The sequence below is a fragment of the Photobacterium sp. GB-72 genome (genome assembly GCF_003026095.1).
Lineage (GTDB): Bacteria > Pseudomonadota > Gammaproteobacteria > Enterobacterales > Vibrionaceae > Photobacterium.
In genome coordinates this window covers 167,306-181,676 of record NZ_PYNV01000001.1, presented here as the reverse complement: position 1 = coordinate 181,676, position 14,371 = coordinate 167,306, and the positions used below count along the sequence as shown (strand labels likewise).

The following is a 14,371-nucleotide window of genomic DNA, read 5'->3' as shown; positions in this document are numbered from 1 at the left end:
CTCACTTTCTTCTATTTGCTACATATCTTCAGTTTGCGCTCCGTCACATTTTTACGTCAATTTCACCTGAATTAGGAATTATTCCTAGTTATTTTAGGTCGCCTTCTCATGCCTCAACGGTTAGGCATCGATAAAATCCTCGGCAATGATCATCTATCCATTTTTATTGGTATATCCCAATTTAATCACACGTTTTTGAATGATGGTGATCCCTGCACTGTGAATGTTAATGGTAATAACAGTACTCCGATTGGGCGTATTGATCATAAAAACATCCATAGCATCGATTTTTCAGTGACTATCTGAGGATTTCACATGTTAAAACTGCTTACACAGGTAAGAAAACCAACGCTTGATTTACCTTTAGCTGTTCGTAAGAAAATGTGGCTTGCACCATTCTTGCGTTCATACCTTGTGGTGTTCGTTAGCTACATGGTGATGTATTTCATCCGTAAGAATTTCAATATTGCGCAAAACGACCTGATCTCTGATTACGGTATGAGTATGACGCAACTAGGTACCATTGGTCTTGGTTTCTCTATTACTTATGGCATCGGTAAAACAGCATTAAACTACTGGTGTGATGGTAAGAACTCGAAAAATATTTTGCCATTGGGCTTATTGTTGTCTGGTTTATGTATGCTGGGCTTTGGTTTAGTCATGGGGCCATCAATGGGCTCGTTTTACATGATGATTGGCCTGTATGCATTATCGGGTTTATTCCAAAGTGTGGGTGGCTCTAACTCGTACTCCACTATTTCAAAGTGGACCAGTAAAAAGAACCGCGGTACGTTCCTTGGTATGTGGAATATTTCGCACAACATCGGTGGTGCGGGTGCCGCAGGTGTTGCACTATTTGGTGCAAACTACTTCTTTAATGGTAATGTTGCGGGTATGTTTATCGTGCCGTCAATTATTGCAATTGTTGTTGCGTTAATTGGTTTTAGCATGGGTAACGATAGCCCTGAATCTTATGGTTTAGGTACCGCTGAGGAGCTATTTGAAGAGCCAATTTCTGAAGAAGATAAAGCGGTTAACGAAAACCAGATGAGCAAGCTGGAAATCTTCAAAACCTATGTGTTGTACAACAAGGTTATTTGGCTACTATGTTTTGCTAATGTATTTCTTTACGTGGTACGTATTGGTATCGACCAGTGGTCAACGGTATACGGTTACGAAATACTTGGTTTTGATAAAGAAACGGCTATTTCTGGTTTCACCATGTTTGAAACGGGCGCATTGATCGGCACATGTTTATGGGGTTTCTTCTCTGACTTAATCAATGGTCGTCGTGGCTTAGTTGCGTGTATTGCGCTTATTGGCGTGATTGCAACATTAGGTTTCTACCAACATGCGGATACAATTTTTGCTTACAGAGCATCATTATTTGCACTTGGTTTCTTAGTCTTTGGTCCACAGCTTCTTATTGGTGTTGCGGCAGTTGGCTTTGTTCCTAAGCAAGGTATCGCGGTTGCCGATGGTATTAAAGGTACGTTTGCTTACCTAATCGGTGATAGCTTTGCGAAATTAGGTTTAGGTATGATCGCTGATGGTACGCCTATTTTCGGTCAAACAGGTTGGGCGGGTACATTCGTTGCGCTAGATACGGCTGCAGTCATTTGTTGTGTGATCATGGCAATTGTTGCTGTCCTTGAAGAGCGTAAGATTTACCGTGAAAAGAAAGAAAACCAGCAATTAGCAACTAACTAATTAGCAGCTAATGTTTTAGAAAAGCGCTTTGATCACCAAAGCGCTTTTTTGTATCCATGTATTTATGAATGCCAATAGGGAATAAATCTCAAGTAAAGCACTTGCTCACAGTAATATGAAAGGGTAGTTTATGGCGTTTTTCTCTATAGGTATTCAGGTAATGATCAAAATTGCTTTGGTTGATGACCACGTTATTGTGCGTTCTGGCTTTGCTCAGCTATTAGCCTTAGAGCCTGATATGGAGGTTGTTGGACAGTTCAGCTCTGCTGCAGAAGCGCGATTAGGTTTACCTGGTTTAGATGCTACGGTATGTATTTTAGATATTTCTATGCCTAACGAAAGTGGTTTAACGTTACTTGAAGATCTTCCATCAGGTATTGCCAGTATTATGCTGAGTGTTCATGACTCTGCAACGGTAGTAGAAAAAGCATTAAGTTTCGGCGCTAAAGGTTTTTTAAGTAAACGTTGTAGCCCTGATGAATTAGTTCAAGCAGTGAGAACAGCAGCGCAAGGCGGTTGTTATTTAACTCCTGATATCGCGATTAATTTAGTCTCACCTAATTGTAATAAACAAGCATTAGGAACATTGACGAAACGTGAGCATCAAATTAGTGAATTACTCGCAACAGGGCTTGATGTTAAAGCCGTCGCGGTAAAATTGGGTTTAAGCCATAAAACGGTACATGTTCATCGTGCGAATGCGATGGATAAATTGGGCGTAAAAAATAATGTTGAGCTTGCTAAGTTCTTTAGCGGGGATGTTATCTAGTGCGTAGCTTTAGCCTAACATCACTTTGTGTTTGGTTATTTGTTTGCTGTAGTTGGTTCTGCTTATGGGGTATTTCATACTACTTCATTATGGATCCTATTCTCGCAACTGTGTTTTTTCCTTTTGCACTTAGGCTTGGTTTAACTCTTCATAGCTCTAAAAAGTATTGGCTTGCTATCTATAGTGCAGAATGGAGCGGATTACTATTACTGGCATTATCTTTGCCGCAATATAGTTGGCTGGCTTTATTTATTGCCAGTATGTTATCGATACCTGTTACCTTACTTGCTCGGCGTCACTATAAAGGTGTGCAGTGGCGGTTACTTACTGTTATGGCTATAGCGATAACAACATTAGCACTGATCAATATGTTGGTATTGAATGGGGTGCACTTGTTTGACCTTTTCAATACTCGCCGACTCGGTTTTATTTTCCTTATTAGTATGACGAGCGGCTTAATGTTGGTACCGAGCTGTTATTTGATTTGGAATTATTTGTTTCAAAAGGAGTGGATACCATTAACAGTCGATGTGGTTTCTCGTCCGGTTGAATTTCGTAGCCAGCATCTGTTCTTTTTCTGCCTATTATTCATTGCCAACATCTTATTGCAGGTGCATTTACCTGAGCAATTGAGTTTGTTTGCGCCATTTTGTTTGGCAATTCCGATTATAGTATTAGCGTTTCGTTATGGTTGGGAAGGGGCATTACTGGGCACCTTACTTAATAGTATTGCTTTAATTGCCGTTCGTAGTGAAGTGAGTTCAATTGAAACCGTTGATTTGTTGTTGTCGTTATCAGCACAAAGTATCACCGGGATCTTGCTGGGGATTGGGATCCAACATCAGCGAGATTTAAATAAAAAACTGTCGAAACAATTAAAACGCAATTTTTCCTTATCACGTCAGTTGGTTACGGCTGAAGAGTCTGTAAGACAAAATATCGCGCGAGAATTACATGACGAAATTGGACAAAATATTACCGCAATACGCACTCAAGCCAGTATTTTAAAACGTGTCGAAACATCACAGGCTGGTGAATCTTGTGCCTCTTCGATAGAGCAATTATCGCTAAATATTTATGACACAACAAAAGGCTTATTGTCGCAATTACGGCCAAAAACACTGGATGATTTAGGCTTAAAAGCAGCGATTGAACAAGTGATCAGAGATTTACACTTTGAAGCACAAGAGATTGATGTCGCAATGTCTTATCCAAAAGGTATTGATGATGTGATGTCAGATATGCTGCAAATCACGCTGTTTCGTGTCGCACAAGAAGCACTTAATAATATTGCAAAATATGCAAAGGCAACGGAAGTGCTGATCACATTGTCGGTTGATGACAATATCACGATGGAAATAGAAGATAACGGCGTGGGTTTTAAAACCAGTGATACATTGAAAGGCTTTGGTTTACGTGGGATGAAAGAGCGTATTGAAGCATTAGGCGGTCAGTGTGTTATTACCAGTCATACTCAGCCAAAAGCTGAATTACAGATGTACTATGACCATCCGCCTTTAGCTGGGACTAACATTCGTGTTGTACTGCCACAACTTAGCTCTCTCTCATAGGTTTAGAACCTTTAGACGATAATAGAATTATGAATATAGACGCGACTCAAGACACGGCTCAACGTTATCGTTATTGGCGTATTCACATTATGGTGAGTATGTATATTGGTTATGCTGCCTTTTATTTAACCCGTAAAAACTTCAGTTATGCCATGCCTGCAATTATTACTGATTTGGGGTGGGATAAAGCCGATATTGGCCTAATGGGCACATTATTTTATATCACTTACGGCTGCTCGAAATTCATCTCTGGGATTGTTAGTGATCGTTCTAATCCTCGTTACTTTATGGGTATTGGGCTGATTGCGACCGGTGTAATTAATATTCTATTTGGCTTATCTAGTTCGATTGTCGCGCTCAGCATATTATGGATATTAAATGCATGGTTTCAGGGCTGGGGATGGCCTGCCTGTTCCAAGTTATTAACAACGTGGTATTCACGCTCTGAGCGTGGCAGGTGGTGGTCTATCTGGAATACTGCACATAATATGGGGGGCGCAATGATCCCCATTATTGTTGGTTTCACTGTGCTCCATTTTGGCTGGCGTTACAGTTTCTATATTCCTGGCATCATTGCTGTGGTTATCGGTTTATTTCTTTGTTGGCGTTTACGCGATAAACCGACGTCAATGGGATTACCCAGTATTGGACACTGGCGCAAAGATCACTTAGAAATTGCCCATGAAAATACAGGCAAGGGGTTATCACAAAAGCAGATCCTGTTTCGTTATGTACTCAATAATAAATATATTTGGCTATTAAGCCTTAGCTATATTCTGGTCTATATCGTTCGGACAGCGATTAACGACTGGGGTAATTTATACCTTACCGAACAATATGGTTATAGCTTGATCACGGCTAATAGCGCGTTATCATTATTTGAAATTGGCGGTTTTTTAGGCTCGCTGGTGGCTGGGTGGGGATCGGATAAAATATTCTCAGGCAATCGCGGGCCGATGATCTTATTGTTTTCAATCGGTATCTTTTTGTCTGTCGCCGCGCTGTGGTTAATTCCAATCTCGAGCTTTGTTTTACAGGCGGTGTGTTTATTTACGATTGGCTTTTTTGTATTTGGCCCTCAAATGCTTATTGGGATGGCGGCGGCTGAGTGTTCACATAAAGACTCTGTCGGTGCTGCAACCGGATTTGTAGGGCTATTTGCCTATATGGGCGCAGCACTTGCGGGTTACCCATTAGCGATAATTATGCAGCATTACCATTGGATGGGATTCTTTGTCGTTATTTCTGTAGCGGCTGCTGCGATAGGGTTATTGTTATTACCATTTTTAAGAGCGCAACATGGCGACGCTATTGGCGTATAGCGGCCGCTTTATAACGCCTTAATAGGCCAATAAAATCATTAATTGGCCTATCTAATGCGTCTTCAGAGATGAAGAAATCAAAGCCTAAGAACTCACGATTATATTTCATACGGTGTGCTAGCATCGCTCTTAAGCCTTTAAAGACATGACCATTTGGCGTTTGGTAAGGTTCATCATCAAATAACACATCTTCTATTGTGTTATTCGCAACGTCACTATTTTTAATGGCCATAACTAATAAAATACGCTGCTCAATAATAATGCGTGCGGCCAATCGAGGACTGATGCTGTTAATAAAATCATCATAATCGTTGAGTTTAATACCGATCCAAGGAACAGGCTGTTGCCAGCCTTGGTGGTTTATTTCAGCTTTACCTAATTGAGATATATTATTCCAAGTGGTTGACCAACCACCGTAACGACTATGATATTGGCAATGCATGAATGTAAGTGTGAACAGATATTTTGAGTCACAGATGTAACGAATAACGATAACGGCACTAACCCCAATAATAATAGTGGTAAAAATGGTTGTTTGCAGTGTCATATTAGGAATAAAAAAGGTAAGGCAGCTAGCACTAATCGACGCTGTAAAACAAAAAACAAACAGCATTACATTAGGGGTAATAGGGGCTGACTTTACATGATAGGTTTCCATTGTTTTACTCCAAATCAAATCATCAATTTATCTTACGTTATGGAAATGCGTAGCGATCGTTTTGATTACTCAAAATATTGCACATCAACGGCATGTTCATGATAGATGCCTACATGTTTTGTACTTATTAAGTATATATGAAGAATATAGAAGGAATTTTTTGCTTAAAATCATATTTATCGGTTGATATGTCGTCGTTTGCTGGCATTTCTCTGACATACTTGATATAAAACGCGCTTACTTTTTCCCGCTGGCATAGTGGTGACTGAAAGTAGTGCAACGGAGTAGGAAATTTAATGAGAATCTCTCACAAACGTAAAGTACAGCTAAAACTTCAAAAACAGACGCCTGTTTTTGCTGAATTAGCGACCAAAGCAGCGCCTAAAAAAGCAGCTAAACAAGCACCAAGTGTTGAAACAGTGAAAGCTGCACCAGCGGCAAAAGCTGTAGAAGCAAAAAAAGAAGTTAAACCGACACCTGCTAAAGCAACAACGGCAGTATCATTAACTCCTAAGCAGCAACAAGTGTTAGATATTGTTGTGAAAAATGCTGAAGGTTTAAACCCTAAAGGCATTGGCTTAGAAGCTGGCCAGGAAGATGCGAAAGCGGCTTCTTGGGCTACAGGTGCGTTAAAAAAATTGACCGAAGAAGGGTTAGTTGAGCGCATCCAATTGGCTGGCAACAAAGTTTTATACAAAGCACTTTAATCAGCCAATCCCGCTTCTTTTTAAGAAGCGGGGGTTTTTATTCTTATTTATATCCCTTCTAAAATATTTTCTTCTGCTAATATTAACTTCTACTTTATTATTTATGCATCGTTCCGATTATTTATAATAATAATTATTTTAATGCTATAAATATAATAATGAATTAATATCCATAATTTATTAGATTACGTTTAATATTTATTAGCTTACGTTTTATATAGCGTTTATTTGGATGTTAATTTCAAGGAGCTCGAAGCATTTGGAGTTAATGATCTATGACAATGATAAGTGCGAGAGAATTTTCAGATTGGTTGATTGATCGTTTTGCTGAAGATAATCAAGGCGTTTCTTTAACGCGGGAAGATATAAATATATTAACGGGTAGACAAAGTTTCTCGTTAGGGTTTGTTCATGATATTCACTATGAAGTGATGCGCCATAATATGGCTTTTGTAACTGATACTACACGTGAAATGTTCTATCTTGTTCCTATTGCAAAAAGGCCTTGGAAGGAACAACTAAATAGAAATTACGAGCGAGATTTATATTGTAATGTATTGCCATTAAATAAATCTGGCTAATTTTATGTTGTTTAAATTAGTCAAACTTGCATAAAAAAGGCATATAGCTGTTACGGTAGGAAATAAAAAAGAGGACATAATGTCCTCTTTTATTGCTCATCTTTTATATTATAAGACGGCAGCAATACCTTTACATAAAGGCATCATATTATCTTTTGTCATACCCGCAACACTAATACGGCCTGAACCAACAATATAAATAGCAAAATCATTTTTAAGTTGTGTAACTTGGTCTTTTGATAAACCAGAGAACGAGAACATACCGTTTTGGCGTTCAATGAAGCTAAAGTCGTTAGTGACACCTAACTCTTTTAATGTTGCTACAAATAGCGTACGCATTTCTTGGATACGATCACGCATATCAGCAACTTCTTGTTCCCATTCTGCACGCAGCTCAGCGTTGTTTAGGATGGTTGTTACAATCGCAGCACCGTGAGCTGGTGGGTTAGAATAAATAACACGTGCGATAGATTTCACTTGGCTAAATGCTGTGGCTGCTTGCTCTGCAGTTTTACCTACAAGTGTAAATGCACCTACACGTTCATTGTATAAACCAAAGTTCTTAGAGAATGAACTTGCTACCAGTAATTCTGGCAGTTGATCTGCAAAGATGCGTAAACCTTGCGCATCTTCTTCTACACCGCGTGCAAAGCCTTGATAAGCAAAATCAAACATTGGTAGTAGTTTTTTCTCAATGCAGAGTTTTGCTAACACTTGCCATTGTTCTGTTGTTGGATCAATACCCGTTGGGTTATGACAGCAACCATGCAGAAGAACAATATCGCCTTCGCTAGCCTGGCTTAAATCAGCAATAGCCGCGTCAAAGTCAATATCACTTGTTTCAGCGTTATAGTAAGAGTATTGCTGTGTTTCAAGACCAGCAGCGCCAAAGACACCATGGTGGTTAGCCCAAGTAGGATTACTGATCCATACTTTTACATCACCCAATTGACGCTTAATAAATTCAGCGGCAACACGTAATGCACCAGTACCACCAGGTGCTTGAGCGGTTTGTGCGCGTTTTTCAGTGATGATTGTTGCATCGTTACCAAAAAGCAGCTCTTGAACCGCTAGGCCGTATTCAGGCGTACCAGGAATGCTTAAATATGACTTTGTTGTTTCTTTTTCAAGTAAAATAGCTTCTGCTTTTTTTACTGTGGCAAGGACAGGCGTATTACCTGTTTCATCTTTATAAATACCAACGCCTAGATTAATTTTTGTTGCGCGTGTATCTGCTTTGAATTCTTCTGTTAAACCTAAAATTGGGTCAGCAGGAGCTGCTGTAATTTTCTCAAACATATTTGGTCATCCGTGGCGTTAATAAATGGTAATGTCTATTTATACCCTTTGTCATAGAACCTTTACAAGAAAATGCAACAAATTAGTCATAATTTTTATTCATGAATTAAGTCTGACTTTTTTTTTCCTTAAATCGAGACAATGCACTGGTTGCTTCTGAGCGTTTAATCAGCTTAAAAATAAGGTCATTCTCTTTGTCAATACAATCAATTAGCTGTTGGCGTGAATGGTCAGATAGGAGTTTTTTAGTGTGCTGCAATGCTTCTTTAGGTAAAGCGATAAGTGCATTAGCACAGTGCACAGCGTGTTGTTCAGGTTGAATGGTTATTTGATTGATAAAACCAAGAGATAGCGCTTCTTCTACTGTCATTTCCTCGCCAAGCAGTAACATTGCTTTGGCTTTTCGTTCGCCGAGTAATTGCGGTAATAATAAGCTTGAACCAAATTCAGGGCATAATCCGAGCTTTACAAAGGGAAGAGTGAAGATTGTATTAGGAGTGGCAAAAATAAAGTCACAGTGTTGTAACAGTGTCATACCTATTCCAATAGCAGCACCAGAAACCGCAGCAATAATAGGCACAGGACAGTCAATCATAGCGAACATAAAGCGTTCAATAATCGCTCTATTTTTTTGTGTTTGAGTGCTATCTGCCTGTGCTAACTGAATAAAATCTTCAATATCATTACCACTGCAAAAAATATTAGCATTGCCTGTAATAATAACGACGGATATATCATCATTTTTTGCTCGTTCTAACTGTTGAGCAAGATCTTGATACATAGCAAGGCTAAGTGCATTTTTTGCGGAAGGGCGGTCAATAGAGAGCGTAAGAATATGATTTGATAAAGATGAAGTGATCATGTTGCCATCCTTGAACAATGAGTGATCTATCAAGGATGGCATATTACAGTCATTATTTGCTAATTTAGTATCAAAAGTAAGCAGTCGTCAGCAATAACGTCATTAAATAATCGTTGATTGATTACGGCCGTTATGTTTTGACTGATATAACGCATCATCACTGACTTTATATGCTTCAGTAAATGATAATGTGTCCGACACCGTACCCCCAATTGAAATTGTGACATCAATCCCATGGATTGGGTATACCTGAATAATATGTCGTATTTCTTCTGCCTTCAGCTCTAATTGCTCTTTTGTCATAACCGGGAAGCTTAAAATAAATTCTTCCCCGCCCCAACGTATAGCGATATCACTTTGGCGGATACATTGATTAACTCTTTCCGCGACAGTACGTATTACTTCATCGCCCATTTCATGACCATAGGTATCATTTATAGACTTAAAGTTATCAATATCAATAATTAACAAATAGAAGCTTTTTTGAGAAAGAAGCTTTTTCTCATAGTAATCACGTCGATAGAAATGCGTCATAAGATCGCGTTGTAACGAAAATTTTCTTCTTTTCAATCTTGAACGTAATAGCTGAATCATGAAGGTTAAAAATAATGCAGGCGTAAGCGATACTTTTAAAATAGCCAATAAGTTTACACCTACATAAAAGGGATCTTGGCTAGCACAAGGTAATAGTTCTTTTATGTTATAGCCATGCTTTGCTGGGTTTTCATAAAGCACCGTTTTGAATTCGTTATTGTAACTTTTAAGTGCTTCATGAAGTAAGTTACTTTTGATATCAATAGCCAGCAATGCATCTAACTTACGATTATTGTAGATAGGGTAATATAATGATCTGATATTTTGGTTAGATCCTTCTTCTACATACCTTTCAGTCAATTTTAAATTACAGCCATAAAAATAGCGGTAAGTTTCACCAAGACCCTCTCGTTTAATAATTCGCTTTATTATATCGTTGTCATGATTATTTTTATAAAGTTCTAAATAAAGGGGTCTAGCGGGATCAAAATGGACATAGTCAGCAGGATTTTCAAAAACAGCAATCGTCCAGATGTTATTATCTGTAAGCTCATCGAGTTGAGAGCGTAGACGGTTTATTCCTGTTGATAATAATTTCACATCTGAAGGTTTTTTTACCCAAACGTCAACGTCATTGTAATCGTGCAACCCTTTTGGGATAAAGGTGGTGCTTGTATTGTTGTAGTATGAACTAAAACGTCGACTTACAGAGTAAATAGAATTAATTTTTTCAAAATATTGCTCATGAAATTCGTCTAAATGATAGGCGTTGTAAGCGAAATATCCACCTGATATTCCTATGAATAAAAGAGAGAAAAGTTTAAGGCTACTGATTAAACTTTTGTTTTTATTTGTCAACTTACCAAACATTTGCAATATCAATACAAGAAATTAAGGATGGGATTTTATATCTTAAAGGTATAAATTCAATCATATTTGCCATATCTTTAATGAGAATATTTTATTGTATCAAGAAGTAAAATCTATCGAATTTTTTTTATTCATATTAGATACAATTAAAGCACATTTATGGGTTTTGAGTAAGGTCATAGCGGTGTTTTTAATCCTATTGTAAAAATATCAAGACAGCTGACTGCTATTCTTATTTTCATGAGTTATGGATTCGAAAAGATAACTGCATCTTGGTTATCTTACCTTATTACCTATTCGACTATTGTTTCTGATATAAAAGATTATGGCAAAAAATTAGATACAGATTATTGGTTAGAAAGACAATAAATCGAAAAATATCGACGTGTAGCAAAGCCGCTCAAATACAATTAAGAGTGTTAGAATATGATAGTCATGATATCCGCTATATTGGTGTAAAAATAGGAGCGGATAAACTAAGCACTTCGAACGGACTCATTGACTTTCCAATCATTTTTGTAATAAGTGTTTATCTTTTCATTCTGAATATGATGATAGTTTTACACCCACAAGTTGGTTCATAATCTGTTCTGATTTAGGTCATTTGAATGGACTGGTTGTCGTTAATCGTTATTTAAAAGATAAATTAAACCAGAGAAATATTTATTATTACTGGTTAATATATTTCTTATTATTGTGCTTGATCGCAGCGGGTATTATTGACTATTTCATTCTCAGCTGGGATTAAAAAGTTATTAGGAGTAGGGTGAAAAAATAATGAATTTATTTCATATTATCAACCTATTATATCTCTTGATAAGAAGATTTAAGAGTATTATTACTCAAAACCTGTGCCGTTTAACAACCTAGACTTTAATGATTAACGTCGTTTAATGTCATTGTTAATCAGATTTCTTCAAAATGGATGATAAAAGAAAGGCTGCCAATAGGGCAGCCTTTTTGCGTTTTGCAATTCTAAACTAAATACGATTAGAAGTTTGCAGAGCGTGGAGTACGTGGGAATGGGATCACGTCACGTACGTTACCCATACCAGTTACGTAAGAGACTAGACGCTCAAAGCCTAGACCGAAACCAGCGTGTGGAACACTACCGTAACGACGTAGGTCGCGGTACCAACCCATGTGCTCAGGATCTAGACCCATCTCAATCATACGTGCATCTAGAATGTCTAGGCGCTCTTCACGTTGAGAACCACCGATGATTTCACCAATGCCAGGTGCCAATACGTCCATCGCTGCTACTGTCTTACCGTCGTCATTCAAACGCATGTAGAATGCTTTGATGTCTTTCGGGTAGTTCTTAACAATTACAGGTGCTTGGAAGTGTTCTTCTGCAAGGTAACGCTCGTGCTCAGAAGACATATCAATGCCCCACTCAACATCGAACTCGAACTTACGGCCAGAGTCTTGAAGGATCTTAATTGCATCAGTGTAATCAACTTGTGCAAAGTCAGATGTTACGAACTTCTCTAGGCGAGAAATTGCGTCTTTGTCGATACGTTGAGCAAAGAACTCAAGGTCGTCACGACGCTCTTCAAGTACCGCTTTGAATACGTACTTCAGCATGTCTTCAGCAAGTTTAGCTACATCGTCAAGTTCTGCGAATGCAACTTCAGGCTCAACCATCCAGAACTCAGCTAGGTGGCGGCTTGTGTTTGAGTTTTCAGCACGGAATGTTGGGCCGAAAGTGTAAACCTTGCTTAGTGCACACGCATATGCTTCAGCATTTAGCTGACCAGAGACTGTTAGGAAAGTTTCTTTACCAAAGAAATCTTTGTCAAAGTCTACTTCGCCTTTATCAGTCATTGGAATGTTAGCCATGTCTAGCGTAGATACACGGAACATTTCACCGGCACCTTCACAGTCAGATGCTGTGATAAGTGGTGCAGACATCCAGAAGAAGCCTTGCTCGTGGTAGAAACGGTGGATCGCTTGAGATAGACAGTTACGAACACGTGCAACAGCGCCGATCACGTTAGTACGTGGACGAAGATGTGCAACTTCACGTAAGTACTCAATTGAGTGACGAGTTTTAGCCATTGGGTAAGAATCTGCATCTTCAACCCAACCAACGACTTTCACGTTGGTTGCTGCTAGTTCAAAATCTTGACCTTTAGCAGGAGATGCTACGATTGTACCGGTAACCTCAACAGAGCAACCAGTTGTAAGCTTAAGTACTTCATCCTGGTAATTATTTAACTCATTAGGGACCACGGCCTGAATCGGGTCGAAACAAGAGCCGTCATAAATGGCAAGGAAAGAGATCCCAGCTTTGGAATCACGACGTGAGCGAACCCAACCGCGAACAGTAACTTCACTGTCTACCGCTAGTTTGCCGCTTAATACGTCTGTTACAGGCGCGTAAGTCATGTTTAAATCATTCTCCGTTTAGGCACTGACTTTGGAATTAAAGTATCTCGTGCTTAAAGATATTTATGTATTAGCAATATTACCTTTCTTACGACAAGCATCAAGTATTGATATCAATCAAATGATAAATTGATGAAAGAAATAGGCAATTTGAGGTGATAGTTGGTTAATTATCGGTCATTTGCAAGAAACCGCTTCGCTTTAGCGTTGTAAAACATTAAAGCGAAGCGGTTTTTTGATAAATGTTTTATAAATCAAGCAAAGTACAGAGCGATTAAGCGATGGCTAGATATTTGTGTGTTTGGATCGATAAACGCCAGTTACGTTGAATACATGTTTCAATACATAGTTCTGTTGCACGTGGCTTTTGACTAATAGGTTGAAGCGCAATCGTGACATCAGGTTTTAGCGTCACGCCATCAATGAGCGCATCAAGTTGTTCAATGTCTTTGCTAGTGCCGACAGGGTGCTTGATCTCGTTAGCACGCGCGAGGGAAGAAGCTAAAACGGGCAACTTTGCTTTCATGTTAATTTTTGGCGATACCGTTACCCAAGTATTATCACTGGTTTGAATTTCAGATGTGCCACTGGTTTCGATCTGACAATTAAAGCCAGCTTTTTCTAGTGCATGAGTTAAAGGACGAAGATCGTAAATACAAGGTTCACCGCCTGTAATAACAATATGTTTAGCCGTATATTTTTGATCTTGTAATAATTGCACTACACCATTAGCGTCAAGATTAGTCCAAAGTGGTGAGTCCCCAGTTTTAGCCATGATCTGCTCTAAGCTAACTAAATCTTGTGGCTCTGCTGTCCAAGTTTGTTTGGTGTCACACCATGAGCAGCCAACAGGGCAGACTTGTAATCGAACAAAAATTGCAGGCACGCCAGTAAATACACCTTCACCCTGAATTGTTTCGAATACTTCGTTAATTTTGTACACGTTGAACCTCTTATTTTCACGTCTATAACCATTCTAGTGTCAATGAAACATGATCATTATTAGAAAAGTTACTGCGTGAAATAAATCCGCTAATTAAAAAAAAGAGTAGGCAAAAAAGCCTTTTTTTCATTATCGCAGAAGCGAAACTCAATGT

12 protein-coding genes are annotated in these 14,371 nt (G+C 38.7%); 6 read left to right on the top strand and 6 right to left on the bottom strand.

Features of this window, described 5'->3' with window-relative positions:
• Positions 1-315: 315 nt before the first annotated feature.
• From uhpT to C9J40_RS00820, 4 genes are all read left to right on the top strand, one after another.
• Positions 316-1,710 carry a hexose-6-phosphate:phosphate antiporter gene (uhpT, locus tag C9J40_RS00835; protein ID WP_107205787.1) on the top strand — a complete coding sequence of 465 codons (1,395 nt, stop codon included), beginning with the start codon at positions 316-318 and terminating at the stop codon, positions 1,708-1,710.
• A 160-nt stretch (positions 1,711-1,870) separates the two neighbouring features.
• Positions 1,871-2,479: a transcriptional regulator UhpA gene (gene uhpA / locus C9J40_RS00830; RefSeq protein ID WP_107245411.1), complete on the top strand. Its 609-nt coding sequence runs from the start codon at positions 1,871-1,873 to the stop codon at positions 2,477-2,479.
• Positions 2,479-4,050, top strand: coding sequence for a signal transduction histidine-protein kinase/phosphatase UhpB (gene uhpB, locus C9J40_RS00825; RefSeq protein WP_107245409.1), 1,572 nt, complete (start codon positions 2,479-2,481; stop codon positions 4,048-4,050). The genes uhpA and uhpB overlap by 1 nt, the downstream gene beginning before the upstream one ends.
• A gap of 29 nt (positions 4,051-4,079) precedes the next feature.
• On the top strand, positions 4,080-5,372 hold the full coding sequence (locus tag C9J40_RS00820; RefSeq protein ID WP_107245407.1) for an MFS transporter: 1,293 nt from the start codon (positions 4,080-4,082) through the stop codon (positions 5,370-5,372).
• Here the strand turns inward: C9J40_RS00820 and C9J40_RS00815 are convergent.
• Positions 5,359-6,030: a DUF2982 domain-containing protein gene (locus tag C9J40_RS00815; RefSeq protein WP_107245405.1), complete on the bottom strand. Its 672-nt coding sequence runs from the start codon at positions 6,028-6,030 to the stop codon at positions 5,359-5,361. The genes C9J40_RS00820 and C9J40_RS00815 overlap by 14 nt on opposite strands.
• Before the next feature lie 296 nt (positions 6,031-6,326).
• Here C9J40_RS00815 and C9J40_RS00810 point away from each other — a divergent pair, with 296 nt between their 5' ends.
• Both C9J40_RS00810 and C9J40_RS00805 read left to right on the top strand, forming a co-directional pair.
• Positions 6,327-6,737, top strand: a complete 411-nt coding sequence (locus C9J40_RS00810; protein ID WP_107205791.1) for a MarR family transcriptional regulator — start codon at positions 6,327-6,329, stop codon at positions 6,735-6,737.
• A gap of 275 nt (positions 6,738-7,012) precedes the next feature.
• Complete coding sequence (locus tag C9J40_RS00805; RefSeq protein ID WP_107205792.1) at positions 7,013-7,318, top strand: hypothetical protein; 306 nt, start codon at positions 7,013-7,015, stop codon at positions 7,316-7,318.
• 108 nt (positions 7,319-7,426) lie between these two features.
• Here C9J40_RS00805 and C9J40_RS00800 read toward each other — a convergent pair whose 3' ends face one another.
• The 5 genes from C9J40_RS00800 to queE all read right to left on the bottom strand — a co-directional run bounded on the left by C9J40_RS00800 (position 7,427) and on the right by queE (position 14,217).
• On the bottom strand, positions 7,427-8,617 hold the full coding sequence (locus tag C9J40_RS00800) for an amino acid aminotransferase (protein ID WP_107205793.1): 1,191 nt from the start codon (positions 8,615-8,617) through the stop codon (positions 7,427-7,429).
• Positions 8,618-8,723: 106 nt separating this feature from the next.
• Positions 8,724-9,479: an enoyl-CoA hydratase-related protein gene (locus tag C9J40_RS00795; RefSeq protein WP_107205794.1), complete on the bottom strand. Its 756-nt coding sequence runs from the start codon at positions 9,477-9,479 to the stop codon at positions 8,724-8,726.
• Positions 9,480-9,581: 102 nt separating this feature from the next.
• Positions 9,582-10,883: a GGDEF domain-containing protein gene (locus C9J40_RS00790; protein ID WP_107205795.1), complete on the bottom strand. Its 1,302-nt coding sequence runs from the start codon at positions 10,881-10,883 to the stop codon at positions 9,582-9,584.
• Positions 10,884-11,873: 990 nt separating this feature from the next.
• Positions 11,874-13,274: an asparagine--tRNA ligase gene (gene asnS, locus C9J40_RS00785; RefSeq protein ID WP_107205796.1), complete on the bottom strand. Its 1,401-nt coding sequence runs from the start codon at positions 13,272-13,274 to the stop codon at positions 11,874-11,876.
• Positions 13,275-13,548: 274 nt separating this feature from the next.
• Positions 13,549-14,217 carry a 7-carboxy-7-deazaguanine synthase QueE gene (gene queE, locus C9J40_RS00780; protein WP_107245403.1) on the bottom strand — a complete coding sequence of 223 codons (669 nt, stop codon included), beginning with the start codon at positions 14,215-14,217 and terminating at the stop codon, positions 13,549-13,551.
• Between the last annotated feature and the right edge of the window lie 154 nt (positions 14,218-14,371).